The organism is Kumtagia sp. (assembly GCF_059502445.1).
The window spans coordinates 78,875-104,553 of the sequence record NZ_JCACER010000083.1 but is presented as its reverse complement, the minus strand read 5'-3'; the positions used below and the strand labels follow the sequence as shown (position 1 = coordinate 104,553).

General features: G+C 65.9%; 28 protein-coding genes. 16 read left to right on the top strand and 12 right to left on the bottom strand.

All coding sequences use genetic code 11. The features are described 5' to 3' along the window. Positions 1–134 precede the first annotated feature (134 nt). The 4 genes from AC5JDC_RS22420 to AC5JDC_RS22405 all read left to right on the top strand — a co-directional run bounded on the left by AC5JDC_RS22420 (position 135) and on the right by AC5JDC_RS22405 (position 4,073). Entirely contained in the window at positions 135–1,154 is a 1,020-nt protein-coding gene (locus AC5JDC_RS22420) for a glycerophosphodiester phosphodiesterase family protein (RefSeq protein ID WP_495844723.1), read from the top strand. 196 nt (positions 1,155–1,350) lie between these two features. Continuing rightward, positions 1,351–2,586 (top strand): acyltransferase family protein, encoded by a 1,236-nt coding sequence (locus AC5JDC_RS22415; RefSeq protein WP_495844721.1) that lies wholly within the window; start codon positions 1,351–1,353, stop codon positions 2,584–2,586. Positions 2,587–2,739: 153 nt separating this feature from the next. Next, positions 2,740–3,213, top strand: coding sequence for a carboxymuconolactone decarboxylase family protein (locus AC5JDC_RS22410; protein WP_495844719.1), 474 nt, complete (start codon positions 2,740–2,742; stop codon positions 3,211–3,213). Beyond that, a complete protein-coding gene (locus AC5JDC_RS22405) occupies positions 3,213–4,073 on the top strand; it encodes a sigma-70 family RNA polymerase sigma factor (protein ID WP_495844717.1) in 861 nt (286 codons plus the stop codon). The genes AC5JDC_RS22410 and AC5JDC_RS22405 overlap by 1 nt, the downstream gene beginning before the upstream one ends. Positions 4,074–4,153: 80 nt before the next feature. Here the strand turns inward: AC5JDC_RS22405 and AC5JDC_RS22400 are convergent, their stop codons facing one another. Beyond that, positions 4,154–4,669 carry a GNAT family N-acetyltransferase gene (locus AC5JDC_RS22400; protein WP_495844715.1) on the bottom strand — a complete coding sequence of 172 codons (516 nt, stop codon included), beginning with the start codon at positions 4,667–4,669 and terminating at the stop codon, positions 4,154–4,156. Positions 4,670–4,774: 105 nt separating this feature from the next. Here AC5JDC_RS22400 and AC5JDC_RS22395 point away from each other — a divergent pair, with 105 nt between their 5' ends. Beyond that, on the top strand, positions 4,775–5,089 hold the full coding sequence (locus AC5JDC_RS22395; RefSeq protein ID WP_106770244.1) for a DUF6916 family protein: 315 nt from the start codon (positions 4,775–4,777) through the stop codon (positions 5,087–5,089). Between the two features lie 161 nt (positions 5,090–5,250). Here the strand turns inward: AC5JDC_RS22395 and AC5JDC_RS22390 are convergent, their stop codons facing one another. From AC5JDC_RS22390 to AC5JDC_RS22380, 3 genes are all read right to left on the bottom strand, one after another. Continuing rightward, the gene (locus tag AC5JDC_RS22390) at positions 5,251–5,796 is read right to left on the bottom strand and encodes a phage tail protein (RefSeq protein ID WP_495844713.1); all 546 of its coding nucleotides are present in this window, start codon (positions 5,794–5,796) and stop codon (positions 5,251–5,253) included. 155 nt (positions 5,797–5,951) lie between these two features. Continuing rightward, positions 5,952–6,494 carry a phage tail protein gene (locus AC5JDC_RS22385; protein ID WP_495844711.1) on the bottom strand — a complete coding sequence of 181 codons (543 nt, stop codon included), beginning with the start codon at positions 6,492–6,494 and terminating at the stop codon, positions 5,952–5,954. Positions 6,495–6,544: 50 nt separating this feature from the next. Next, positions 6,545–7,078, bottom strand: coding sequence for a phage tail protein (locus tag AC5JDC_RS22380; protein ID WP_495844709.1), 534 nt, complete (start codon positions 7,076–7,078; stop codon positions 6,545–6,547). 514 nt (positions 7,079–7,592) lie between these two features. Between AC5JDC_RS22380 and AC5JDC_RS22375 the strand changes: the two genes are divergently transcribed. Continuing rightward, complete coding sequence (locus AC5JDC_RS22375; protein ID WP_495844707.1) at positions 7,593–12,074, top strand: beta strand repeat-containing protein; 4,482 nt, start codon at positions 7,593–7,595, stop codon at positions 12,072–12,074. 105 nt (positions 12,075–12,179) lie between these two features. On the opposite strand, the gene AC5JDC_RS22370 is transcribed toward AC5JDC_RS22375, so the two are convergent. The 5 genes from AC5JDC_RS22370 to AC5JDC_RS22350 all read right to left on the bottom strand — a co-directional run bounded on the left by AC5JDC_RS22370 (position 12,180) and on the right by AC5JDC_RS22350 (position 15,580). Continuing rightward, entirely contained in the window at positions 12,180–13,265 is a 1,086-nt protein-coding gene (locus tag AC5JDC_RS22370) for a D-alanine--D-alanine ligase family protein (RefSeq protein ID WP_495844705.1), read from the bottom strand. A 157-nt stretch (positions 13,266–13,422) separates the two neighbouring features. Then, positions 13,423–13,899 carry a 30S ribosomal protein S9 gene (gene rpsI / locus AC5JDC_RS22365; RefSeq protein ID WP_106770239.1) on the bottom strand — a complete coding sequence of 159 codons (477 nt, stop codon included), beginning with the start codon at positions 13,897–13,899 and terminating at the stop codon, positions 13,423–13,425. A gap of 2 nt (positions 13,900–13,901) precedes the next feature. After that, a complete protein-coding gene (rplM, locus tag AC5JDC_RS22360) occupies positions 13,902–14,366 on the bottom strand; it encodes a 50S ribosomal protein L13 (protein WP_106770238.1) in 465 nt (154 codons plus the stop codon). A gap of 201 nt (positions 14,367–14,567) precedes the next feature. Beyond that, positions 14,568–15,083 carry a 4-fold beta flower protein gene (locus AC5JDC_RS22355; protein WP_495844702.1) on the bottom strand — a complete coding sequence of 172 codons (516 nt, stop codon included), beginning with the start codon at positions 15,081–15,083 and terminating at the stop codon, positions 14,568–14,570. 56 nt (positions 15,084–15,139) lie between these two features. Then, the gene (locus AC5JDC_RS22350) at positions 15,140–15,580 is read right to left on the bottom strand and encodes a PaaI family thioesterase (protein ID WP_495844700.1); all 441 of its coding nucleotides are present in this window, start codon (positions 15,578–15,580) and stop codon (positions 15,140–15,142) included. A gap of 139 nt (positions 15,581–15,719) precedes the next feature. Between AC5JDC_RS22350 and AC5JDC_RS22345 the strand changes: the two genes are divergently transcribed. From AC5JDC_RS22345 to AC5JDC_RS22315, 7 genes are all read left to right on the top strand, one after another. After that, positions 15,720–16,541, top strand: a complete 822-nt coding sequence (locus AC5JDC_RS22345) for an enoyl-CoA hydratase (RefSeq protein WP_495844698.1) — start codon at positions 15,720–15,722, stop codon at positions 16,539–16,541. A gap of 2 nt (positions 16,542–16,543) precedes the next feature. After that, positions 16,544–16,963, top strand: a complete 420-nt coding sequence (locus tag AC5JDC_RS22340; RefSeq protein ID WP_495844696.1) for a VOC family protein — start codon at positions 16,544–16,546, stop codon at positions 16,961–16,963. Positions 16,964–16,980: 17 nt separating this feature from the next. After that, positions 16,981–17,757, top strand: a complete 777-nt coding sequence (locus tag AC5JDC_RS22335) for an AAA family ATPase (protein WP_495844694.1) — start codon at positions 16,981–16,983, stop codon at positions 17,755–17,757. Further along, complete coding sequence (locus AC5JDC_RS22330) at positions 17,754–18,275, top strand: CoA-binding protein (protein WP_495844692.1); 522 nt, start codon at positions 17,754–17,756, stop codon at positions 18,273–18,275. Before AC5JDC_RS22335 ends, AC5JDC_RS22330 begins: the two co-directional genes overlap by 4 nt. A gap of 199 nt (positions 18,276–18,474) precedes the next feature. Next, positions 18,475–19,758 (top strand): O-acetylhomoserine aminocarboxypropyltransferase, encoded by a 1,284-nt coding sequence (locus AC5JDC_RS22325; protein WP_495844690.1) that lies wholly within the window; start codon positions 18,475–18,477, stop codon positions 19,756–19,758. 52 nt (positions 19,759–19,810) lie between these two features. Then, positions 19,811–20,158 (top strand): cupin domain-containing protein, encoded by a 348-nt coding sequence (locus tag AC5JDC_RS22320; RefSeq protein WP_495844688.1) that lies wholly within the window; start codon positions 19,811–19,813, stop codon positions 20,156–20,158. 8 nt (positions 20,159–20,166) lie between these two features. Continuing rightward, positions 20,167–20,382, top strand: a complete 216-nt coding sequence (locus AC5JDC_RS22315) for a DUF2442 domain-containing protein (protein WP_495844686.1) — start codon at positions 20,167–20,169, stop codon at positions 20,380–20,382. A gap of 3 nt (positions 20,383–20,385) precedes the next feature. Here the strand turns inward: AC5JDC_RS22315 and AC5JDC_RS22310 are convergent, their stop codons facing one another. From AC5JDC_RS22310 to AC5JDC_RS22300, 3 genes are all read right to left on the bottom strand, one after another. Beyond that, positions 20,386–21,126, bottom strand: coding sequence for a transporter substrate-binding domain-containing protein (locus AC5JDC_RS22310; RefSeq protein WP_495844684.1), 741 nt, complete (start codon positions 21,124–21,126; stop codon positions 20,386–20,388). Continuing rightward, the gene (locus AC5JDC_RS22305; RefSeq protein ID WP_495844681.1) at positions 21,123–22,388 is read right to left on the bottom strand and encodes a cytochrome P450; all 1,266 of its coding nucleotides are present in this window, start codon (positions 22,386–22,388) and stop codon (positions 21,123–21,125) included. Before AC5JDC_RS22305 ends, AC5JDC_RS22310 begins: the two co-directional genes overlap by 4 nt. A 173-nt stretch (positions 22,389–22,561) precedes the next feature. After that, the gene (locus AC5JDC_RS22300) at positions 22,562–23,149 is read right to left on the bottom strand and encodes a hypothetical protein (RefSeq protein WP_495844679.1); all 588 of its coding nucleotides are present in this window, start codon (positions 23,147–23,149) and stop codon (positions 22,562–22,564) included. A gap of 208 nt (positions 23,150–23,357) precedes the next feature. Between AC5JDC_RS22300 and AC5JDC_RS22295 the strand changes: the two genes are divergently transcribed. From AC5JDC_RS22295 to clpX, 3 genes are all read left to right on the top strand, one after another. Next, a complete protein-coding gene (locus tag AC5JDC_RS22295) occupies positions 23,358–23,993 on the top strand; it encodes an ATP-dependent Clp protease proteolytic subunit (protein ID WP_106770225.1) in 636 nt (211 codons plus the stop codon). Further along, positions 23,993–24,232 (top strand): hypothetical protein, encoded by a 240-nt coding sequence (locus AC5JDC_RS22290; RefSeq protein WP_133170041.1) that lies wholly within the window; start codon positions 23,993–23,995, stop codon positions 24,230–24,232. The genes AC5JDC_RS22295 and AC5JDC_RS22290 overlap by 1 nt, the downstream gene beginning before the upstream one ends. A 61-nt stretch (positions 24,233–24,293) precedes the next feature. Further along, entirely contained in the window at positions 24,294–25,565 is a 1,272-nt protein-coding gene (gene clpX, locus AC5JDC_RS22285; protein ID WP_106770224.1) for an ATP-dependent Clp protease ATP-binding subunit ClpX, read from the top strand. Positions 25,566–25,679: the final 114 nt, after the last annotated feature.

Sequence of the window (25,679 nt, the reverse complement as noted above, 5' to 3'; positions counted from 1 at the left end):
TGGCGGAATGCGACGCACGCGCAACCGAAAAGATTGGCCGCCGCGCGGCCGGTCGTGCGCCGGCTTCGTTCACGCGGACGTCATGACCGGCAGCTATCTGCCGGGCCGAAAAGGGTCCGGACCGGAGCGAATCGATGCGCCGATCGATCTTTGCCAGCCTGGCGCTCGTCCTGGCTGCCATGACCACCCCGGTTGCCGCCGAAGGCGGCCGGACGCGGGAAATCCTCGAAAGGCTGGAGAAGGCCAACCGCTGGCGCGACCACGTGATGATCGTCGCCCATCGCGGCGGCTGGAAGGAGGACGGCGCCATCCGCTGGGCCGAGAATTCGCGCGCCGGCGTCCGCCATGCCATCGCGCTGGGCGTCGAGATGGTCGAGCTCGACGTCAGGGCCTCGAAGGACGGCGAATACGTGGTCATGCATGATGACGGCCTCGATCGCACCACGACATGCCGGGGCGAGGTCAAGCAACGCACGCTTGCCGAACTCAAGACCTGCCGGCTGGTGATCGAAGGCACCGGCCAGGCGACCGGCGAAGTTGTGCCGACGCTGGCCGAGATGCTGGCGCTGACCAGGGGCGATGTGCTCGTCAACATCGACAACAAGCTCGGCCCCGACCACATCGCCGGCATGATCGCGGTGGCGCGCGGCCTGGGCATGGCCGACGAGGTGATCGTCAAGGAGAACGTCTGGAGCGCCGAACGGCTCGCGGCGATCAGGGCGGCGGTCGGTGCTGCCGGGCCGGATACCCGCTTCATGCCGATCATCGCCGACGACGCGGTGCAGGATCCGCGCTTCATCGAGACCGCGACCGCGGCCTTCGCCGCCGACATCGTCGAAATGGTTGCCTGGCGCGGCGAGCGGCGCCAGCTGTCGGAGAATGCCGGCCCGCTGTTCGGCGCCCGAGCCCGCGCGGTCGCGGTGCGCGGCGACTGGCATCTGTGGGTGAACACCTATCCGATCGTCAACCTGCCGAGCGGCTTCGTCGCCCGCGGCCGCGGCGACGAGCTGGCCGTGCAGGCCGGTTTCCCCGAGGAAGTCTACGGCTACTGGGCTGAGCGCGGCGCCACCGTCATCCAGACCGACGAGCCGAAAGCAGCGATCGAGTGGCTGGAGAGCAACGGCTACCGCATTCCTTATGGCCTGACCAACTGAAGGGCGGGGCAGGGTTTTCGTTGCCGATCGCGACATGCCCGCCGGCTCGGGCCGGAAAGTGCTCGTAACCACGATGCGAAATTGCCGAGGGGCGCGCCCGCATGCGTGCCTGCATGGCCCGAGCCTTGCTTGTCCACTTGATGCCGGGCGGCGCGCGCCGGCCCTTGTGCAGGTATGGCACAGCGGAAGCAGGGTCTTGAATGTCCATTTGAAGGCATGGCCGCGCGATGCGGTCGCGACCTCGCCGGCCGGTGCGGGAGCGGTCCGCTTCGAGGCGCTGGACAGCTGGCGGGGCATCGCCGCCCTGCTGGTCGTGCTGTTCCACGGGCAGATCGTCAGCCATATCCGCGACTTTCCGCTGGTGCGGTCGGGCGAGGCGATGGTCGACTTCTTCTTCGTGCTGTCCGGCTTCGTCATCGCCCACGCCTATTGCGGCCGCATCCGCGACGGCGGCGATTTCGGCAAGTTCGTCTTTCTTCGCCTCGGCCGCCTCTATCCTCTGCATCTGTTCATGTTCGGCCTGTTTCTCGCCTTCGAGGGGATGAAGGCTTTCGTTCCCGGCCTGGGCAATCCGGTCGATCCCGCCTTTTCGGAAGGCAACGCACCGTCGACCATCCCCGCCAACCTGCTGCTCCTGCACGCTCTCAGGCCGGACGGCCTGCTCACCTGGAACACGCCGTCCTGGAGCATCTCGGCGGAGTTCATCGCCTATATCGCCTTCGGCACCGGGGTTCTGCTGCTGCGCCGGCGCGCCGGCTGGATATTCGCGGCGTTGCTCGTCGCCGCCCCGCTGCTGCTTGCCGCCTTCTCCGATCTCGGCATGGGGACGACGGCGCGGATGGGCGCGGTCCGGGCGCTCTACGGCTTTTCGGCCGGGGCACTGCTCTACGTGCTGGCAGGACAACGGATCCTCGCCTCGCGGGCTTCCGCCGGCGGCGCCTCGCGTCCGGACCCGCGCTGGACCTTTGTCGAGCTGGCGCTCGCCGTGGCCGCCCTGTGGATCGCGGTGACGGTGTGGACCACCCCGTTCGCCTACGCCATGCCCGCCGTCTATTGCGGCATCGTCGCCGTCTTCGCCGTCGAGGGCGGCCTCGTCAGCCGACTGCTGAGAATCCGGCCGCTGCTCTTCCTCGGCCTGATCTCCTATTCGCTCTACATGACGCACATGTTCGTGCAGTTGCGCTTTACCAACCTTGCCCGGCTGCTCGACATCGCGGCCGGCACGCATCTGATCACGCAGGTCGGCAAAACCGCGCGCTACGGTGCCGGCATAGACGCCGGCAATCCTTACCTCGGCGACCTGCTGATGCTGGCGATGGTCGCCGCGGTCATCGGCATGAGCTGGATGACCTACCGGCTGATCGAGATGCCGGGGCAAAGGCTGTTCCGCCACTACGCCCGCAAGCGGCGATCCGGGACGGCAGCCGCCTGAGCCGGTTCAAGGCGCGGCGGTTGCGCAGCGAACGGGATCACCCGTTCGGCCAGCGACGCCTGACGGCCTATAAGCATGGAAAAAAATCGGCGTCGATGTCACACTGCCGCTTCCCGTCTCGTCATGGTGTCGTAACCACGAAAGGAACCCACCATGACTGCCAAACTCGATCCTTTTGCCGTAGCCCCTTCGCTGATGAAGAGCTGGATGGGCACCTCGCTCGGCGTCGCCTCCAGCCTGGAGACGAGCCTCGTCCACCTGGTGGAAATCCGTGCCTCGCAGATCAACGGCTGCGCCAACTGCCTCAACATGCACACGGCCGCCGCGCGCGAGAAGGGCGAGACCGAGCAGCGCATCTACCTGCTGTCGGCCTGGCGCGACGCGCCCTGCTGCACCGATCGCGAGCGCGCCGCGCTCGGCTGGACCGAGGCACTGACGCGGCTGTCGGAAGGCCACACGCATGAAGCCGCCTACGAAGCGCTGAAGGCGCAGTTTTCGGAGGAGGAGCAGGTGAAGCTGACGCTGATGATCAACATCATCAACGGCTGGAACCGGCTCGCCATCGGCTTCGGCCTGTTCGTCGACCCGAAAGCGGTCAAGGCGATCCAGGCCAGGGTCGCCGCCTGATGGCGGAGATTGGGCACGCGGACGCGGCGGCGAGCTTCGACCCGCTGCGTCCGAAGCTCATACGCGTCGCCTACCGCATGCTCGGCTCGGTGGCCGACGCCGAGGACGTCGTGCAGGAGGCCTTCATCCGCTGGATGGGGGCCGAGCGCGGCGCGGTGCGCGAGCCGGAGGCGTTCCTGCGCCGCACGGTCACGCGGCTCTGCCTCGACCAGCTCAAGTCGGCGCGCCGCAAGCGCGAGACCTATGTCGGCCCCTGGCTTCCCGATCCCGTCGTCGAGGAGGAGGGAGAAGAGGAGGACGTCACCTTGCCGTTGATGCTGGCGCTGGAACGCCTGTCTCCGCTCGAGCGGGCGGCCTTCCTGCTGCACGATGTCTTCGGCCTGGAGTTCGAGGAGGTCGCCAAGACCATCCGGCGCGACCCGGCCGCCTGCCGGCAACTCGCGACCCGCGCCCGCACCCATGTGCGTGAGGCGCGGCCGCGCTACCAGGTGGACCGGCAGCACGGGACCGAGCTTGCCGAGGCCTTCTTCGCCGCCTCCCGCAGCGGCGACATGAAGGCGCTCGGCGCCATGCTGGCGGCCGATGTCAGCGTCCATGCCGACGGCGGCGGCAAGCGCGCGGCGGCCACGGCGCCGATCTTCGGCTTCGACGCGGTGATGAAGGTGCACGAAGGCCTGGCGGCTCTGTTCCGCGACAACGGCTCGAAGCTCGTCCGTGCGGGCTTCATCAACGGTCTGCCCGGTTTCGTCACGCTGGAGGCCGATGGCGAGCTCCAGACGACGGCGCTCGAAATCGAGAACGGAAAGGTCGCCGCCATCTATGTGGTGCGCAACCCCGACAAGCTGAGGCACCTGCATTAAGCACTTTCCTGCAGGAGTGTGCGGCTGCTTCGCGCCCGGACCGTCTGCGCCCCGCAACGGTCCGGCGCTGCCGACGGATTTCAGTCGCCCGCGGCTTTATCCCGCCATTCCATCTCCAGATAGGTCACGGTCGTGTCGATCACCGCGAAGCCGAGCCGGAGATAGAGCCGCATGGACGGATCGTTGTCGGAGGCGACCTTGAGGCGCACTGGAATGTCGTTGCGCCGGGCCTCCTGCATCAGCGCCGTCATGATGCCGGTGCCGATGCCGCGGCTGCGCAGTTCCGGCACGATCGCCTGGTCGACGATATGGATGACGTCGCCGGGCCGGTTGACGACGATGCGGCCGATCGGCGCCCCGTCGAGCTCGACGATGTCGAAGCGAGCGTTCGGAAACTGGGCGCGGTAGCTTACCGTCTGCGCGTGGAACTGATGGCGCATGATCTGCTGGAACAGGTTCGGATCGAGTGCGACCAGCCGCCATTCCGGCAGTCGCGAGTTGCAGAACAGGTCGAAGCGGAAGGCCTGATCGCCCTCCCGCTCGGGCCGCAATTGCAGTCTGCCCAGCGGGGAGGCGACATCGACGACGTCATGCATCGGAAAAATTCCTCAACGAAACCGGCCGCGGGCAGGCGGTCGTTTACAAGCGATCACACCTCCGATCATACTGCCCCCAGGCCGGGAGGAGGAGAGAAACGCGTCATGACAGAGCCGCTATCGCCCGCGGACATCACCGCCGACCACTTCCGGCCGCATATCGACAAGGATTTCCGCATTCCGGGCTGGCCTCACCCGATGACGCTGACCGCCGTCGAAGCCCGCCGGCTTGAGGAATGGGAGCGCAACATCGGGCTGCGCGAGCCGTTCAGCCTGGTGTTCCGGGGACCGCCGGGCACCGTCATCGGCGAGGGTTTCTATACGATCGGGCTGGAGGGCGGACCGTCGTTCAACCTTCATTTGATGCCGGTCCATACCGTCCAGTCCGGTCAGCAGAACTATCAGGCGGCTTTCAACTGACGGACCAGCCAGTTGCCGACAGCCGTGCCAAGACGGCCCGCAAAGCAATTCCGGTCCGCCCGTTCGATCTTCGCAGAGCCGCATCCGCACCGCATGTCGAAGACACCGGTCGTGCCGCGTGCCGCTCCTCCTTCCGGGCCGAACGGTCTTGCCCGGCAAACTCAGTTGCGTGATGGAAAGATGCCCTGCAGCGCGATGACGAAGTTGAGCACCAGGTAGGGCATCATGTTGGTGTGCGCCTGGCTGCCGCCGGCATTGCTGACGGCTTGCGGCGCCATCGCATTGAGCGAGGCAGGCGGCCCATAGAGGCTGACGGCGGCGGTCTGGCCGCTCTGCAGCGAGGCGTTGCCCTGGGCCAGCACCTTCGTGCTGGCCGGCGTCGCGTTGGCCGTCGTGGCTGCCGGCAGCTCGTTGCGGCCCATGAACGCGTGCGTATGCGCCGGCATTTGCTGCGGCGTCACCGTGACGCTCGTCGAGCCCGCCGCATCGCCGAGCGTGTGTCCGTCGCCCATGTGGATCGGCGACCGGCCCCTGAGATTCGGCAAGGCGAAAGTGACGCGTCCGTCGCCCCCATAGGTGGTGCCGAGCAGGGAGAACAGGGCCTGGTTCTGGTTGATCGGCAACAGCTGGCCGTTGCAGAACGCCCATCCCTTCGGCGGGAAGTTGAAGGAGACGATCTTGATCTCGGAGAGGAAGGGCTCGGCCATGACGCCTGGTTCCTTGGGTTGCGAGGCGGCGCGGCGCCTCGGTGCGATGTCACTAGGGCATTTCCGTTTTTCCTCGAATCAACGGATTTGCTCTATCTCCTTGTTTTTCCGCAATTCCGGACGCAAAACCGCTGCACGCTTTTGCTGGAATTGCCTTAGGGCCGCTGCGGGAAGATGCCTTGCAGGGCGATGCAGTAGTTCAGCGTCAGATAGGGCTGCATGTTCGGGTGCGGCAGGTTGCCCCCCGCGATGCTGAGCGCCTGGAACGCGAAGGTCGTATCCGGCGGATTGGTCGTGTAGGTCGCGATCCGTCCGCTTTCGCTGCCCGAATCCCAGGCGCCCTTGGCGAATTGCTGGCCGGTCGGAGTGCCCGACGCGGCGTCGTTGTTGCTCGTCATGAAATTATGCGAATGCGCCGGCATCTCCGACGACAGCAGGGTGATCGACTGGGTCCCGCCCTCTTCTCCCAGGAAGCGTTCGCTCAGGCCTGATCCCTGGCCCGGCTGCATCGCCGCGCAACCTTCCAGGTTCGGAAGCGCGAAAGTCGACTTGCCGTCGCCGCCATAGGTGGTGCCCAGCAGCGCGAACAGCGCCGTATTCTGCGAGATGGGCATCAGCTGCCCGTTGCAAAAGGCCCAGCCTTTCGGCGGAAAATTGAACGGAAAGATGCGGATTTCGGCGACGAACTGGTCTGACATTGCGGTCTCCGGAGAGAACAGGGATCGGATACGCAGGCCGCGCCGGCCCGCTATGTCTGGCTCGGAAACACCCCGTACATCGAGATGATGTAGTTGATGCACAGGTACGGTTGCATGTTCTCGTGCGGCTGGCTGCCTCCCGTCGGGGCGATGCTCGCCGGGCTCAGCGGCACCTGCGGGGGGTCGGTGCCGAACAGCAGCGGATTGACCACGCTCGGCGGAGCGGCCGGCAGCGCGATGACCTGGCCGGCGGGCGAGGGCGAGGTGGCGCTGCTCGTGCTGGCGACGGGAGGATGGGAATGGATCGGGATCTGCTGGGTTGTCAGGGTGACGCTTTCCACGCCGTCCATCTCGCCGAGCTGATAGGTGGTGCCGTCGGGACCTGTCCCCATGTGGATGGGCACCCGGCTCGCCAGGTTGGGCAGGTCGAAGGTTTCCTGGCCGTCGCCACCATAGGTCGTGCCGATCAGCTGGAACAGCACCTCGTATTCGCTGATCGACACGGTCTGGCCCTGGCAGAACAGCCATCCGGCTGGCGCGAAGTTGCCCGCGAAAATGCGGATTTCACCAACGTATGGTGCCATGACATCCCCCCACAGGCATTGTCGGCCGCACAAGCGAAGCTGTTGTCAACGTATAACAAGGCTCTTGCAGTGGTCAATCCACTCATTTCAGCGAAAGAAACATGCCGATAGATATAACTGGGGAGACAGGCCGAAACTTATCGGGATAAACTCTCGGTTTAGCTCGGTTGTTGATTGTCATTCGCAGGACGGTTTATCAAGCCATGGAAATCTCTGCCGATCTTGTGCCGTAAAGACTCGAATGGATCAATCCAAAAAAAAGAACGGCCCCGAGTAGATCGAACGCGATGCAAAATTACTCGAGCGAAAGCATTTCAGCGGATGTTTTACTTAATTGGATGTAGGCGCCGCGGAGCTGGGGCGACAACTTTTCCTTGTACACTCCTCCGGATGTGAATAGGATCGCTGTCGAATTGGCCGCCGGCGTCGCGCCGACATTGCATCATGGCCCAGACGACGCGGCAGGGGTAAGGGCGCCGCGCGCTCCCGCCGGCCTTTCAGGGGGGATACTCAGATGCCTGCTGGCGATATCGCCGTCATTGCCTATAACACCGGGCAGAGCGACGGCACGGGAAACCCGCCGACGGCCGACGCGCTGCGCTTCGTCGCGATGACCGACCTGGCGGCCGGCACCGTCATCCACTTCTCCGACCGCGCCTGGAACGGCTCTGCCTTCGTCGCCGGCGGCGGCGACGGCGTCGCCACCTACACCGTGCCCGCCGGCGGACTGGCCGCCGGCACCACGGTCAATCTGACCGGCGCGGCGCTCGGCTCGCTCAATCCCGAGGAGGCCGGCGACACGATCTATGCCTATCAGGGCACCGCCGACGCGCCGACCAGCTTCCTCTTCGCCATCGAGATCGGCGACGGCAACACCACCTTCAACGGCAACCTGACCGGCACCGGCCTGACGACTGGCCTCAACGCCGTGGCGGTCGGCCTCGACAGCGCCTCCTATCACGGCCCGACCACCGAGCCCTTCGCGCATTTCTTCAACGGCAAGTCGCTGATCCAGAACGTCGCCGATTTCAGCAACTGGGAGGGCGACAACCGGGGCGGCCAGAACCCGCTCGACCAGGTCGACAACACGGGCCCCTATTTCAAGGCGTCCGATCTCAGCATCTGGGGCACGGCCACGGGCGGCGGCGACGCGATCTGGAGCGTCCAGGGGGACTCGACCGTCAATTCGGGCACGACCGGCTTCAATCTCAACTTCCTGATGACGCTCGACAACGAGGACCTTGCCGACACCGTGGTCGCGCCGAGGGACATCCAGTTCGACACCGCCCGCGGCCTGTTCTTCATCATCGATTCCAACGTCAGCGGCACCAACCGCATCCTCCAGGGTAATATTTCCGACCTGCTCGGCAATCCCGGCACCGCGCCGGCGATGACCACGCTCTACACCAGCAACCAGGCGCCCGGGACCGAAGCGTTCATACGCGACATGGAGATCGACCCCGACAGCGGCATCATCTATTTCACCCACGGCCAGCGCTTCGAAAAGATCGTCTACAACACCGCCGGCCAGACCTCGACCGTCCTGGCGCAGCTCGGCGGCACCGGCAGCGGCAATCCCAACGGCACGGCCAACAGCGGCTTCGTCGACGACTTCGCCATCAACTTCGCCACCGGCGACGTCTACATGACCGTGCACCGGGTGGTGGCCGCCCAGGACGGCGACTCCGTCACGCGCAACTTCATCTACAAGATCAGCGGGCTCGATCCGTCCGACGGCACCAAGGCTTTTTCGTGGGGCGGGGGCAATATCACCACCCTGAACTTCAGCCCGGATGACGACGACGTCGTTCATCCGACGGACATTTTCGGCGAGGCGTTTCCGCAGGAGAAGGGCACGGTGGAGGGCGTGGCGCTCAGCGCCGACGGCAACACGCTCTACTTCACCACCGCCAGCATCCTGTGGGACCATGACGGCGACGGCGGCTTCGCCGGCGACGGCGATCCCGGCACCACCGATCCCCTGCTGCAGATGGGCGGCATCTACAGCTATGCGCTGACCGGCAACCCCACGGGTACCTATACCCTCATCTACCAGCAGGTCGCCGGCAGTGGCCCGCAGGGCCTGCTCGACGACTTGGAGGTCGATTCCGTCACCGGCTATCTCTACTTCACCGACTTCACGGGCAAGCAGATGGGCGCCACCAACCCGCCGGGCGACGAGGGCATCTGGCGGATCGCCACCAACGGAACGGGCCTGACCTTCTTCCAGGGCGTCAACAACGTGAATTCATTGGCGCCGGGCAATATCGTCCTCAACCGCGCGCCGATCGTCCTCAGTTCGAGCGAAGCGACGCCGACGGCGACCGAGGCCGCCGGCGCCGGCTCGGGGCTGTCCGCCACCGTGCAGCCCTTCCTCTCGCTCAACGTCAGCGACTTCGAGACCGCCGACCAGACCAACCAGCTGAACGGCGCGGTGATCCGCGTCTCCGGCAATTTCCTGGCGGGCGACCGGCTGTCGATCAACGGCTTGACCAGCGGCACGCTGGATTTCGGCGCCCAGGACATCACCTACAGCTACAACGCCGCGACCGGCGCCATGGTGCTTAGCGGCGCCAGCACTTTCGACAACTACGAAGCCGCGATCGCGCTCGTCCGCTATCAGGCCAGCGGCGACAACCCCACCGATTACGGCACCAAGGGATCGCGCACCATCGCCTGGTCGGTTAGCGACGGCCTCAACCAGAGCGAGGAGGTCGACACCACCGTCACCGTGGTAGGCGTCAACGACGCTCCGGTGAACACGCTGCCGGGCGTGGTCCCCGCGGCCGACGAGGACACAGGACTGTCTATCACCGGCATTTCGGTGGCGGATGTCGACGCCGATCCGGCCAGCCACAACGTCACCGTGACGCTCGACGTCGACAACGGCACGCTCGACATCCTGACCGACGTGGTCGGCGGCGTGACGGCCGGCCAGGTCAGCGGCGACAACAGTTCGACCATCACCATCACTGCCACCCAGAACCAGATCAACACCACGCTCGCCGCCCTCAATGGACTGGTTTACAAGGGCAACCTCAATTTCAACGGCGCCGACACGCTGACCGTCACCACCAACGACAACGGCAGCAGCGGCACCGATCCCGGCCTCACCGGGACCGGAACGTCGGAGCAGGACGGCGACCAGCGCGGCATCACCGTCAACGCCGTCAACGATGCGCCCGCGCTGACCGGGCTCGGCGGCACCGTCGCCACGGACGAGCAGACCGCCGTGTCGCTCGACACGGACGCGCTCATTGCCGACGTCGATCTCGACCCGCTCAACGGCGGCAATGGCAGCTATGCCGGGGCAAGCCTGGTGCTGGCGCGCCAGGGCGGCGCCAGCGGCGAGGACGATTTCGGCTTCGACACCGGCGGCGCGCTGTTCACCGTCAGCGGCAGCGACCTGCAGGCCGGCGGTCAGACCTTCGCCACCTTCGCCGTCAGCGGCGGCACGCTGACCGTCACCTTCACCGGTTCCGGCACCGCCGCCACCGGCGCGCTGGTGGACGACGTGCTGCGCCATATCACCTACACCAACACCAGCGACACGCCGCCGGCCAGCGTGGTGATCGACTACACCTTCAACGACGGCAGCCCGGGCAACGGCCAGGGCAGCGGCGCCACGGCGACCGCCACCGGCAGCACCACTGTCGACATCACGGCGGTCGACGACATCGGCGTCGCCCAGGACGACAGCTTCGCGACCGACGAAGCGACAGCGATCACCACCGGCAACGTGTTTTCCAGCAACGGCTCCGGCGCCGACACCGATCCGGATTCGACACTTGCGGTGGCCAAGGTGAACGGCGTCGCCCTCGATGTCGGCACGCAGATCACGCTGGCGTCCGGCGCGCTGCTGACGCTGAACGCCGACGGCACCTTCATCTACAATCCCAACGGCGCCTTCGACGACCTGCCGGCTTCCGGCTCGGGCGCCTCCAACCTCCTGCGCGACGACAGTTTCACCTATGAGTTGGCCGACGGCGACACCGCGACCGTCACCGTCACCGTCAGCGGGCTCGACAGTTCCGACACGCTGCTCGGCACGGCCGGCGCCGACAGTCTTTCCGGCGGCATCCTCGACGACATCCTCGACGGCGGGACGGGAGACGACGTGATGGACGGCGGCACCGGCGACGACCTGTTCAAGGTCGACAGCGCCGCCGACCAGGTTATCGAGCTTTCGGGCGGCGGCACCGACACCGTGCAGAGCACGGTCAGCTACGCGCTGGCCGCCGGCGGCGAGGTCGAGTTGCTGCAGACCGCCGACGCCGCCGGCACAACCGCCATCAACCTGCGCGGCAACGCACTGCAGCAAACCATCACCGGCAATGACGGCGCCAACATCCTGCACGACGGCGGCACCGGGCCGCTCCCCAACGACGGCGTGCCCGACACGCTGATCGGCAATGACGGCAACGACACCTACATCGTCTATGCCGCCGCCGCCCTGATCGTCGAGATCGCCGGCGAAGGCCACGACCGCCTCGCCGCCGGCGTCGATTTCGTGCTGGCCGCCGGCGTCAGCGTCGAATACCTCAACACCACCTCGCTCACAGCCACCTCCGCCGTCGACCTCACCGGCAACGAAATCCGCCAGTGGGTGCGCGGCAACAACGGCGACAACGTGCTCGACGGCGGCGGCGGCATCGACACGCTGTTCGGCATGGGCGGCGCCGACGCCTTCCGCTTCTCCACCGCGCTGGGAGCCGGCAATGTCGACCGCATCGCCGACTTCAGCGTTGCCGACGATTCCATCCATCTCGACGACGCCATCTTCACGGCGCTGACCACGCTGGGCACGCTCGACGCCTCGGCCTTCAAGGACATCGCGCTCGCAGCCAGGGACGCCGACGACCGCATCCTCTATAACTCCACCACCGGCTCGCTGTTCTACGACGCCGACGGCTCGGCCAGCGCCTTCGCCCCCGTGAAGTTCGCCGCGCTGTCGCCCGGCCTCGCGCTGTCGGCCGCCGACTTCGTGGTGGTCTGACGCGCATACCCCCATGGATCGATCCGCCTCGGCGGATCGACGGCGGCTGGTCGATGGAGAGATAAACGTAAGTGCCGGTTCTGGTGAAGATTTCGGCTGATCAGGTTAGCCCACCCGTTCCGACCGCTCGGCGCGCGCCAGCCCGTGGGCGACCAGCCGGTCGATGACCTCGCAATAGCCTATGCCGCTCGCCGCCATCGCCTTGGCATACATGCTGATGTCGGTGAAGCCGGGGATGGTGTTGAGCTCGTTGATGAGGAAGCGCATGTCGGGCGTCAGGAAGAAGTCGACGCGTGCCATGCCGTCGCAGCCGACCGCCCGGAAGGCCTGTGCAGCGGTGGCGCGGATCTCGCTTTCGACGTCTTCCGGCAGTTCGGCCGGCACCTTCAGGGCCGCGCCGTTCTCGTCGATATATTTGGCGTCGTAGCTGTAGAAGCCGTGGCTTTCCGCCGGCACTATCTCGCCGGGACGCGAGACGAACAGGCCGCCTTGCGGATCCTCCAGCACGCTGCATTCGATCTCGCGGCCACGGATGAACTCTTCGGCCAGAAGCTTGCGGTCGTGCCGAAAACCCTCGGCAAGTGCCGCCTCGTACTCCGCTTCGGTCGAGACCTTGCTGACGCCGACGGAAGAGCCCTGCCGTGCCGGCTTCACGAACAGCGGCAGCCCGAGCGCGCGCTCCAGCTCCGCGAAGGCCGGCGCGGCGCCCTGGCCGATGGTGACCGACCGTGCGGAGGGCAGGCCGGCCTCGTTCAGCAGCCGCTTGGCGATGTCCTTGTCGAGCGCTGTCGCCGAGCCGAGTATGCCGCAGCCGGCCAGCGGCACCATCGCCACTTCGGCCAGGCCCTGCACGGCGCCGTCCTCGCCATGCAGGCCGTGCAGCACGGGGAACAGGATGTCGATCTCGGGCAATTCGTAAGGCGCTCCGTCGGCCGGGATCGCCAGCGCACGTCCCCGACCGCCCGGCACCAGGCAGATTTCGGTCCCGCCCGACGGTTTTGCCGGAGCGCCATCCTCGAGGCTGCTCAGCAGCCATCGCCCGTCGCGAGTGACGAAGACCGGCACCGGATCGTATTTTCCGGGATCCAGTGCGCCCATGACATTGGTTGCCGAAAGCACCGAGACGTCATGCTCGGCGGAACGGCCGCCGAACAGCACGGCGATGCGCAGTCTGGTCGCAGAAGTGGTCATCGGAGCTCCGTGAATCGGCGGCGAAAGCGGGAAATTGCCTTCCATTTACAGCAAATGTCGCCGTAATCGTGTCTTTCAGCACGCGTTTCCAACAAAAAAGCCCCGGCGAACCGGGGCTTTTTGCGCAGCCGAAACGGCGTGCGTTTGTACGAAAAAATCAGCGCTTCGAGAACTGGAAGCTGCGGCGGGCCTTCGCCTTGCCGTACTTCTTGCGCTCGACCACGCGGCTGTCGCGGGTGAGGAAGCCGCCCTTCTTGAGCACGGGGCGCAGGCCCGGCTCGTAATAGGTCAGCGCCTTGGAGATGCCGTGGCGCACCGCGCCCGCCTGGCCCGACAGGCCGCCGCCGGAAACGGTGGCGATGACGTCGAACTGGCCGGCACGATTGGTGGCGACGATCGGCTGCTGCAGGATCATCTGCAGCACGGGCCGCGCGAAATAGGCGCCGAATTCCTTGTCGTTGACGGTGATCTTGCCGGAGCCGGGCTTCACCCAGACGCGGGCGATCGCGTCCTTGCGCTTGCCGGTGGCATAGGCGCGGCCCTGCTTGTCCAGCTTCTGGACGTGCACCGGAGCGGCGGGCTGCGGCGTTGCTGCCACCGTGCCGAGGTCTGCGAGCGAGTTGAGCTCAGCCATGATCAGGAAACCTTCTTGTTCTTGCTGTTCAGCGCGCCGACGTCGAGCGTCTCGGGCTGCTGGGCTGCGTGCGGGTGCTCGGCGCCACCATAGACGCGGAGGTTCTTCATCTGGCGACGGCCGAGCGGGCCGCGCGGGATCATGCGCTCGACGGCCTTTTCCAGCACGCGCTCGGGGAAGCGGCCTTCCAGGAGCTGGCGCGCGGTGCGCTCCTTGACGCCGCCGGGATGGCCGGTGTGCCAGTAATAGACCTTGTCGGTGTATTTCTTGCCGGTGAGCGCGACCTTGTCGGCATTGATGATGATGACGTTGTCGCCGTCATCGACATGCGGGGTGAAGGTCGGCTTGTGCTTGCCGCGCAGGCGGTTGGCGACGATGGAGGCGAGACGGCCGACGACGAGACCCTCGGCGTCGATCAGCACCCACTTCTTCACCACTTCCGCGGGCTTCTGCGAAAAGGTCTTCATTGTGTCTGCTTTCGTTTGGACCTTCCGGAGAAGGCGTTTCTTGTTGCTTGCTTTGGCGGCTTGCCGCCAAAAATGAAACGGCGGCCGCAAGGCCGCTGCTTTCGCCGTGGTCTATAGGCGAGGGACATCGCGCCGTCAAGCGATGCGATGCCGGCAATGCCGGGAAATTGCCAAGGAAATCAGAGCGATGGGCATATGGTATTATTTTACCGCGCCGCCTTCGGGTAAGCGGTTGCCGCTGGAAGCGCCGCCGCCAGGCTCGACCTCCTCGACGACATCCCTGGCGGCTTGCTCGCCGCTTGCCTCGATGGCTGCGGCCAGTTCGACGCTCTCCATCGGCTTCGGGTCGCTGGAGACGAGCCATTCGGCGAAGGACAAAGGCGACCAGCCGCCTGCCAGGACGGGGGGTGTCAGCGGCCGTGGCGGCGCCACCGGCTTCGGCGGCCGCACCGGGCTGACGGCACGCACCACGTTGACGGGCCGGAGCGGGCGGCCGAAACCGCGCAGCGGCTCGGCCGGGTTCCAGGCGACGGGCCTGCCGTCGACATCGAAGACATGCGCCCCGATCACCGGGCCGATCCAGCGGCCGGAGCGCGCCGACCGGGCATGGCCGCTCGCCAGGAAGGCGACATAGGTCATCTCGGCATCGAACAGGAATTTCCGCGGCTGCATCCAGCCGACGAGATCGCAGCCGGGGGAGAAGAGGGGCGTGAGCATGTCGGGTTTTCGCGATAGCGTCGGCCTGTCGTCCGGAACGGACCTTACCAGAAAAGTCACCGCTTCGGCGGAATCGAGTACGTTCCCGTCGCATGAGCCACCGTCTGGCCGCCGGCGACGATGTCGATGTCGAACACCATAAGGCTTTTTCCCAGCTTCAGGATGCGGCAGTGGCCGTCGACCAGCCCAGCCGGCGCCTTGCGCATGAAGTTGATATTGAGGCTGGTCGTCACCGACAGGGCGTCCGGTCCGGCATGCGACAGCACGCAGACATAGCCGCCTATGTCGGCCAGCGTGAACAGCGACGGTCCCGACACCGTGTTGCCCGGCCGCAGATGCCGCTCGTCTGCATTGAGCCGGACCGTGCAGCCGCCCGGAAAGACCTCGACCGCCTCGTAGAAGCGGTAATCCCGGTTGAGCTGCGGATAAGCCGAGGCGAGAAGGGCGTTCACGTCCTCCGTCGTCATCACCGGCTTGAGATCGTCCTGCGCCGGCATTTTTCCTCCCTCGTCCGACGTTTCCGCATCTGCCGTTTGGCCGCGGCGCCGCCAGAAAACACCGTCCACCCCTGTCATTCAACCCGCCACATGCTATCTGATGGCTGAGGCAGGTTGTTCGCCGAGGAGTGGAAAGCGCATGGCCGAGATCGTCGCCATCCGGCAGACCGTGGCAGAAGGCCCGGTTGCCGTCCATCTGGAGCAGGGCATCCTGCGGCTGACGCTGTGCAACCCTCCGGCCAATGCCCTGTCGCTTGCGCTCATGGCCGCGCTTCAGGCCGAGATCGACCGGGCCCGCGACGACGCGTCCGTCCGCGTGGTGGTGATCGCGGCGGGCGGAAAGGTGTTTTGCGCCGGCCACGACCTCAAGGAGATGACGGCGCGCCGCGCTGATCCGGACCGGGGCAGGGCCTTCTTCGAGAAGACCATGGCCGCCTGCGCCACGCTGATGCAGTCGATCGTGCGCTGCCCCAAGCCGGTGATCGCCGAGGTCGACGGCGTCGCCACCGCCGCCGGCTGCCAGTTCGTCGCCTCCTGCGACCTGGCGATCGCCACCGACCATGCCAGCTTCGCCACGCCGGGCGTCAACATCGGCCTGTTCTGCTCCACCCCGATGGTGGCGCTGTCGCGCAACGTGTCGCGCAAGCAGGCGATGGAGATGCTTCTGACCGGCGAGAGCATTGATGCGGCGACCGCTCGGGAGTTCGGGCTGGTGAACCGGGTGGTGCCGCGTGAGTACTTGACTCAGGTTGTGACCAAATACGCGCAAACCATTGCTTCCAAATCGCCTTTGACGCTGAAGATTGGCAAGGAGGCGTTTTATCAGCAGGCCGAGATGGGCCTGGCCGAGGCTTATGACCACACGGCCCGCGTCATGGTGGAGAACATGCTGGCGCGCGATGCCGAGGAGGGCATCGGCGCCTTCATCGGCAAACGTGAGCCGAAATGGACGGGGGACTAGGAATGGAACCACGCATCTCCATCATCACCATCGCGGTCGAGGATCTCGACCGTGAGGCGGCCTTCTACGAGGCGATGGGGCTGAAGCGGCATCGCATCCAGGACGGCGTCGCGTTCTTCCAGATGGGTGGAGCGATCCTCGGGCTGTTCCCACGGACCAGTGCCGAAGAGGACGCGGGCATCCGCTTCGGCAGCGGCGTCCCAAAAGTCTATCTCGCCTACAACACGCGCTCCGACGCGGAGGTGGATGCGGTGCTTGCCGAGGCCGAGAAGGCCGGCGGCAAAATCGTCAAGCCGGCCGGCCGCGCCTTCTGGGGCGGCTGGTACGGCTATTTCGCCGATCCGGAGGGCAATCTCTGGGAAGTCGCGCACAATCCCGACTTCCCGATTGACGCCGATGGGCGCATCTCGCTGCCGCAATAACGGAGCGCGCCGGTCGCATGGCCTACCGCAAGCAACTGACGCGGCTGAAGGCGCCTTATCTCAAACGCATCCTGCTGGAGCCGGAGCGGATCGGCGACAGGGAACGCTATCCGTTCGACCTGCCGATCTTCCGCGACGGCTTCGATCTGGAGTTCACAACCGCCATCACCATCGTCGTCGGCGAGAACGGCTCCGGGAAATCGACGCTGCTGGAGGCGATCGGCGCGCTCGCCGGTTATGACGAGGCGGGTGGTGGCAAGGGTTACATGCCCGTCGATCATTCGCACGCCATCGACCGCAGCGGCACGGCGCTGGCGGATGCGCTGCGCGCCCATTGGCTGCCGAAGGTGACGGCCGGCTGGTTTTTTCGCGCCGAATCCTTCTACGCGGTGGCGCGCTATCTCGACCGGGTTGCGCAGGAGCCGTTGGGCGGCCCGCCGCCCGACTATCTGTCATGGTCGCATGGCGAGGGTTTCATGCGCTTCTTCGAGGAGCGCCTGTCGCGCCAGGGTCTCTACATCCTCGACGAGCCGGAGAGCGCGCTGTCGCCGTCGCGCCAGATCGAGCTCTTGAAGCTGTTGCGGCGGATGGATGGGACTGGCTTCGCCCAGGTCGTCATGGCGACGCATTCGCCGCTGCTGATGGCCTGCCCCGGCGCGCGCCTGCTCAGGATCAACCGCTTCGGTCTCGACGAGGCCGATTTCCGCCAGACCGATCACTTCCGCATGATGCGCGAATTCTGCGGTGACCCGGATGCGTTTCTGGCCGAGGCGCTGTATGAGGACGATCGATGAACCACGATTCCTATTCCAACGACTACATCGCCGGCATACTGAACGCGGTGAAGACGATCGCCATCGTCGGCGCGTCGGCCAACGACGTACGGCCGAGCTTCTTCGTCACCAAATACCTGATCGACAAGGGTTACGCCGTCTTTCCGATCAATCCGGGCCATGCCGGCAAGGAGATCTGCGGCCGCATGACCTATGCGAAGCTGGCCGACGTGCCGGAGCCGATCGACATGGTCGACATTTTCCGCGCCTCCGCCGCCGTGCCGCCGATCGTCGACGAGGCGCTGGCGCTGAAGCCGCTGCCCAAGGTGATCTGGATGCAGCTCACCGTGCGCAACGACGAGGCAGCCGCCAAGGCCGAGGCCGCCGGCATCCAGGTGGTCATGAACCGCTGCCCGAAGATCGAATACGGCCGGCTCTCCGGCGAGATCGGCTGGAACGGCGTCAACAGCCGGGTGCTGTCGTCGAAGCGGCCGCTGATGCGGCAGGGGTTTCAGAGCTTTGGCGTCAGGGCGAAGTAGTGAATGGTGAATAGTGAATAGTGAATGGTGAATAGAAGGATTTTCTAAGGCGGCGGACGGGTCGGCATGGAAGCCGCTTGCAAACCCGGCGGGACTGTCCAACTCTGCCATTCACCATTCACCATTCACCATTCACCATTCACCATTCACCATTCACCACACGCCACCACGATAGACCAATGACCCGAGGGAGGTCTCGATGAACCAGCGCGCACCGGGCTTCAATACGCTTGCCGTCCATGCCGGCGCCAAGCCCGATCCGGCGACCGGCGCCCGCGCCACGCCCATCTATCAGACCACCTCCTACGTCTTCGACGATGCCGACCACGCCGCCTCGCTGTTCGGGCTGAAGGCGTTCGGCAACATCTACACCCGCATCATGAACCCGACCCAGGCGGTGCTGGAGGAGCGCGTCGCCGCGCTGGAGGGCGGCACGGCGGGGCTCGCGGTGGCCTCCGGCCATGCCGCGCAGATGCTGGTCTTCCACACCATCATGCGCCCGGGCGACAATTTCGTCGCGGCGCGCCGGCTCTATGGCGGCTCGATCAACCAGTTCGGCCATGCCTTCCGCAATTTCGGCTGGGAGGTGCGCTGGGCCGACACCCGCGAGGTGCCGAGCTTCGAGACCCAGATCGACGGCAGGACCCGCGCCATCTTCGTGGAAAGCCTCGCCAATCCCAACGGCGAGTTCGTCGATCTCGAGGCGATCTCCGCCATCGCCCGCAGGCACGGCCTGCCGCTCATCGTCGACAACACGCTGGCGACCCCCTACCTGGTGCGGCCGATCGAGCACGGCGCCGACATCGTCGTGCATTCGCTGACCAAGTTCATCGGCGGCCACGGCAATTCGATCGGCGGCATGCTGGTCGACGGCGGCACCTTCGACTGGTCGAAGTCGGGCAACTATCCGATGCTGTCGGAGCCGCGCCCCGAATATGGCGGCATCATTCTGCACGAGACCTTCGGCAATTTCGCCTTCGCCATCGCCGCGCGCGTGCTCGGCCTGCGCGACTTCGGCCCGGCGATCTCGCCCTTCAACGCCTTCCTGATCCTCACCGGCCTGGAAACGCTGCCGCTCAGGATGCAGCGCCATTGCGACAACGCCCAGGCGGTCGCCGAATGGCTGTCGAGGCATCCCAAGATCGGCTGGGTATCCTATCCCGGCCTGCCGGACGACCCCAATGGGGCGTTGGCCAAACAATACTCGCCGAAGGGAGCGGGAGCGGTTTTCACCTTCGGTCTCAAGGGTGGCTATGACGCCGGCGTGAAGTTCGTGGAAGGGCTGGAGCTGTTCTCGCACCTCGCCAATATCGGCGACACCAAGTCGCTGGTGATCCACCCCGCCTCCACGACCCATCGCCAGCTTACCGACGAGCAGAAGACGGCGGCCGGCGCCGGGCCGGACACGGTGCGCCTGTCGATCGGCATCGAGGACGTCGCCGACATCATCGCCGATCTGGAGCAGTCGCTGGCGAAGGTGTAGCCTGGCCGGCAGGAGAGGTCGCCGCGCAGGCGGCGGGTTGGAGCTACGGGCGATGCCTTCCAGATATGTCGAAATCTCGGTGAAGGGCGTTGCGGCCGAGGACGGTGCGCCGGCGCCGGACCGCATCATCGCGGGTGACCCGAAATTCCGCACCTGGAACGTCGATGAGCAGCCGAATGGGCTCTATTCCGGCATCTGGGAATCGACGCCGGGAAAGTGGCGGATATTCTACGACGAATGGGAGTTCTGCCACATCCTGTCGGGCGTCTCGGTGATAACAGAGGACGGCGGGGCGAAGCGCACCGTCTCCGCCGGCGACAGCTTTGTCCTGCAGCCCGGCTTCAGCGGCACCTGGGAAGTGGTCGAGACCACGCGCAAGGCCTATGTGATCAGGGTTTGAGGCATGGGATGCTGGCGACCGAAGTACGTGTGACCGAGCACGCCCTGCATGTGATCCTTCAGGACGGCCGCGAAATATCGGCGCCGCTGGCCTGGTATCCTCGGCTGCGGGATGCGGCGGCGGCCGAACGCAAGAACTGGCGCCTCATCGGGCATGGCGAGGGAATTCACTGGCCGGATGTGGACGAGGACATTTCCGTGATCGGCCTTTTGTCCGGCCGCTAGTTGTTACGTGGCCGTCTGCAACGGCCCGCGTTCCCCGCCTCGCAAAATCCGCTCGACATCCGCATCGGCAAAGCCGTAGCGGCCCATCATCTCATGATGCCATGAAGTGCCAAGGACTTCGCCAAGGCAGGCATCGATGTCCCGGCGCAAGGCGGCATCGGACTTGGCCAGCGCGAACGCGCCGAAGGTCGGCCCTTTCTCCGCAAGCGGGACCTCGATGACGGCAAGGGCGGCGCCGGGATGCCGGGCGATGTAGCCGCGATGGGCCATGGCTACGCTCGCATAGGCGTGGACAGCACCGGCGAGGGCGGCGTCCGCCGCTTCGGCCTGGGTCGTGAATATTCTGATACGGTCCGGCGGGACGCCGTTCTCCAGCGCCGTTCGGTGCTGGATCTGGTCGGTGATGACGCCGAGGAGGGCGTTCGGGTCCATAGCGACAGAGCGGTAACCGGTGAGGCCGCGTGGATTGCCATCGGCCACGAGCAGGCCGTCGCTCAGCGACCAGATCGGCCGTGAAAAGTCCACCAGCTGTTGGCGATCCTGCGAGACGAAGAGCCCGGTAGTCATGCTCCACCGCCCTTCGGCCAGTCCTGGCAGCAGATCGGCGAACTCCGTCTCGATAGGATCGAACGGCCGGCCGAGCCGGTCGCACACCACGCGCGCAAGCTCGACGTCGCAGCCCTCGACCGCGCCGGCAGCGTTGGTGAAGCAGAAAGGCGGCTCCTGGAGGAAGGCGAACTTCATCGGGTTGCTCCCCGCCCGAACGCCACGTCCAGTCGCCGGAGCCCGTGGAAATGGTAGATGTCGCTGTAGGCGGGCGTCTCCGCGAGCCGCAGGTCGGGCAGGCGGTCGAGCAGCGTTTTCAGCGCGACCTGCAGCTCCAGCCGCGCCAGCGGCGCGCCGATGCAGAAATGGATGCCGGCGCCGAAGGACACGTTCTTCTGGTCGGGGCGGCCGGGGCGGAACGCGTCCGGTTCGGCAAAAACGAGGGGATCGCGGTTGGCCGCGCCGAGCAGCAGCCCGACCTGCTCGCCGGGCCTCAGCACGACGCCTTCGGCGATCTCCGCCTCCTGATAGACGTAACGCGTGAACATGTGCAGCGGCGCGTCGAAACGCAGGCATTCCTCGACCGTCGCGGCGGTTGCCTCCGGCGTCTCGAAGAAGCGGCCGGGATCGCCGCCCTGCGCAAGAATCGTGCGCACGGCATTGCCGGTCTGGTGCACCGTAGCCTCGTGGCCGGCGTTGAGCAGCAGGATCGCCGAGGAGACGAGCTCGTCCTCGGTGAGCTTCTGGCCGTCCTCGGCTGCTGCCGTCAGCAGGCTGAGCAGGTCGTCGCCGGGGCTTTTGCGCTTCTCGGCGGCGTGACGGCGGATGAAGTCGGCGAAGGCACGGGCCGAGGCATTGGCCTGATGTTCCTCGGCTGGGCCCGGCTTGTGCATGTACATGCGCACCATGTCGTTCGACCAGGCGACGAGCTGCAGCCCGCTTGCCGTCGGCAGGCCCATCATCTCGGCGATGACGGCGGCGGGCAGCGGCGTGGCGAAGTCGCGGATCAGCTCGGCGCGGCCGGAATTCCCGAAGCCGTCGATCAGCCGGTGGGCCAGCGCCTCGACTTTCGGCCTGAGCCGTTCCACCTGGCGCGAGACGAAGGCGCGGTTGACCAGCGTGCGCAGCCGCGTGTGCGCGGGCGGCTCCAGCTCCAGCAGCGACCCCGCCTCGACCGCGTCGAAATCGGCGAGATGACGACGCTCGCCGGTGGCCGCGACCGCCGCGCGATAGCCGCCGGGCCGCTCGCGTCCGAACCGCTTGTCACGGAACAGCCGGTTGACGTCGTCATAGCCAGCCAGGCACCACAGCCCGAAGTCCTCCCAGAAGACGCAGCGCGCCTTTGCCTGCATCCAGCGATAGGCGGGGTAGGGGTCCTGCACGAACGCGGGCTCGTGCGGATCGAGACGGAGCCGCCGGGTAGCGGCATCGAAGGCGAGGTAGGCGGGCGGCGCGTCCATCGTGAACCAATAGACCGGCTTGCCCGCCGCTTGCCAGTCCCCGGTGCGCGCTCCTCGCCGGACGTGACGTATTTTGTCGGGAGTGGCGCGTGAGCGGCCGCCCTGTCGATCAGGGCGGTCCCGCCTGGCCGGGCCTGAGGTCGATAAGCCGCGAGGTGCTGCTTTCCCGCCCGTCAGCAATGCCGCCGGATCTTCACCCGCCGCCAGCCGGCCTCGCCTTCGCTGACCAGCACCTGGCGCGCCACCGTCTGGTAGCTCGCCGGCACGACGACGACGCGCCGCTGCTCCGGCTGGATGACGACCTGCTCGACCTCGTAGCCGTATTCGGCCGGAATGACGACGCGTCGCTTGTATTCCGGCTGCACCACCACGGTTTCCGCAACCTGCCTGTAGCGCGGCTTGTGCTTGACCTTGCACAGCACCTTGCGACCGTTGATCCAGCGCCATTCCCAGGAATAGCCGCCGTCCGAAACCTGCACGGTGCGGTATTGCGTCCGCACGACGGCCGGGATGATCTCGTAGCTCACCCGTTCCGGCGCAACCAGGACGGGCCGCTTGCGCGTGCCGTAGATCGGCGGGACGTATTCCACCCGCTCCGTCGCCGGGTGCACCATCACGTTTTCGTAGACGGTGTCGTAGATCGGCGCGGTCTGGTACCGCTCGTAGCATTCGACCGGCTTGCCGCCGGCTGTCGTCGGTGAAGCCGCGGCGAGCAGGAACGAAGACGCCACCGCGGCGCAGACTATTGGCTTCACGGCCATCACTTACCCCCGATACGCTGGACCGCACCCGATGCTACCATAGCGGGTGCCGCGGCCGGGGAAAGCGGAATCGTTAAGCTTCGTTAACGCCGGTCCTTGCTCAGGCCGGCCTTGCGCAAGGCGAAGCCGGCATCCTATTTACAGAGGCAACGAAGCAACGCACGATTCCGCCGTCGCAGGCGCCGGATCCCCAACCAAGGGACTGTCGATGAAGAACCCCGTCGAAACCTACATGAATCTCGTGCCGATGGTGGTCGAGCAGACCAACCGCGGCGAGCGGGCCTACGACATCTTCTCGCGGCTCCTCAAGGAACGCATCATCTTCATCACAGGGCCGGTCGAGGACGGCATGGCGACGCTTGTCTGCGCGCAACTTCTCTTCCTCGAAGCCGAGAACCCGAAGAAGGAGATCTCGCTCTACATCAATTCGCCCGGCGGCGTGGTCACGTCCGGCATGGCGATCTACGACACCATGCAGTTCATCAAGCCGGCGGTGTCGACGCTGTGCGTCGGCCAGGCGGCCTCCATGGGCTCGCTGCTCTTGTGCGCCGGCCACAAGGACATGCGCTTCGCCACGCCCAACGCGCGCATCATGGTCCACCAGCCGTCCGGCGGCTTCCAGGGCCAGGCCTCCGACATCGAGCGCCACGCCCAGGACATCATCAAGCTGAAGCGCCGCCTCAACGAGGTTTATGTCAAGCACACCGGCAAGAGCTACGACGAGATCGAGCGCACGCTCGACCGCGACCACTTCATGACCTCGGACGAGGCCAGGGAGTTCGGCCTGATCGACAAGGTCATCTCGAGCCGCGAGGCGATCGAGGCAGCCGCGCAGCAGGGATGATGGCGGAGAATCCGAAGCTTGCCTTTGTTGACGCGTTTTTGACGTGGTCTGCGGCATTTCGGACACAATTTGCTGTTTCCTCGGCCGACCGGGCGACCTACGTTAAGCCTATCTTGATTTTCGACGGCTTAGCTTCGCAAGGGATCATCGGGATTGCAGCCGCGCTTTCTGGTCGTGTTATTGCGTGCGGAAAACGTCGTTGTGCCAAATCGCTGGCATCGCAGCGTGTCCGCGGCTAAATAGTGGGTGCCGACGTCTCGTCGCCGTGCCGGTGAGGCGCACTAAAAGGACTTGGATACTATGAGCAAGGTCAGTTCCGGCGGCGGCGACTCCAAGAACACGCTGTACTGCTCGTTCTGCGGCAAGAGCCAGCATGAAGTACGCAAGCTGATCGCCGGCCCGACGGTCTTCATCTGCGACGAGTGCGTCGAACTGTGCATGGACATCATCCGCGAGGAAAACAAGACCTCGATGGTGAAGTCGCGCGAGGGCGTGCCGACACCGCAGGAGATCCTGAAGGTTCTCGACGACTACGTGATCGGCCAGCCCTACGCCAAGCGCGTGCTGTCGGTCGCTGTTCACAACCACTACAAGCGGCTGGCCCATGCCACCAAGAACAACGACGTGGAGCTGTCCAAGTCGAACATCCTGCTGATCGGCCCGACCGGCTGCGGCAAGACGCTGCTCGCCCAAACGCTGGCGCGCATCATCGACGTGCCCTTCACCATGGCCGACGCGACCACCCTCACCGAGGCCGGCTATGTCGGCGAGGACGTCGAGAACATCATCCTCAAGCTCCTGCAGGCGGCCGACTACAATGTCGAGCGGGCGCAGCGCGGCATCGTCTACATCGACGAGATCGACAAGATCAGCCGCAAGTCCGACAATCCGTCGATCACCCGCGACGTGTCGGGCGAGGGCGTGCAGCAGGCGCTGCTGAAGATCATGGAAGGCACCGTCGCCTCTGTGCCGCCACAGGGCGGCAGAAAGCATCCGCAGCAGGAGTTCCTGCAGGTCGACACCGCCAACATCCTGTTCATCTGCGGCGGCGCCTTCGCCGGGCTGGACAAGATCATCTCGGACCGCGGCCGCAAGACCTCGATCGGCTTCGGCGCCACCGTGGCCTCGCCGGAGGACCGCCGCACCGGCGACGTGTTCCGCCTGGTCGAGCCGGAGGATCTGCTGAAGTTCGGCCTGATCCCGGAGTTCGTCGGCCGTCTGCCGATCCTGGCGACGCTGGAGGATCTCGACGAAGCCGCGCTGATCCAGATTCTGACGGAGCCGAAGAACGCGCTGGTCAAGCAGTACCAGCGCCTGTTCGAGATGGAGAATGTCGAGCTCACCTTCCACGAGAATGCGCTGTCGGCCATCGCCAGGCGCGCCATCGAGCGCAAGACCGGCGCGCGCGGGCTGCGCTCCATCATGGAGGCGATCCTGCTCGACACCATGTTCGAGCTGCCGGCGCTGGAAGGCGTGCAGGAAGTCGTGATCTCGGAGGAAGTGGTCACCGGCAGCGCCCGGCCGCTCTACATCTACTCCGAGCAGAAGGAAAAGAAGGGTGTCAGCGCCTGAGGCGCCGCCGCTCTGACGATCGCAACGGCGCCCTCGTGGCGCCGTTTTGCTGTCTGGCCGTTGGCAGGCGCGAGCAGTCCAGGCTGCGGTGACGGTCACATGATGGCGTTGCGC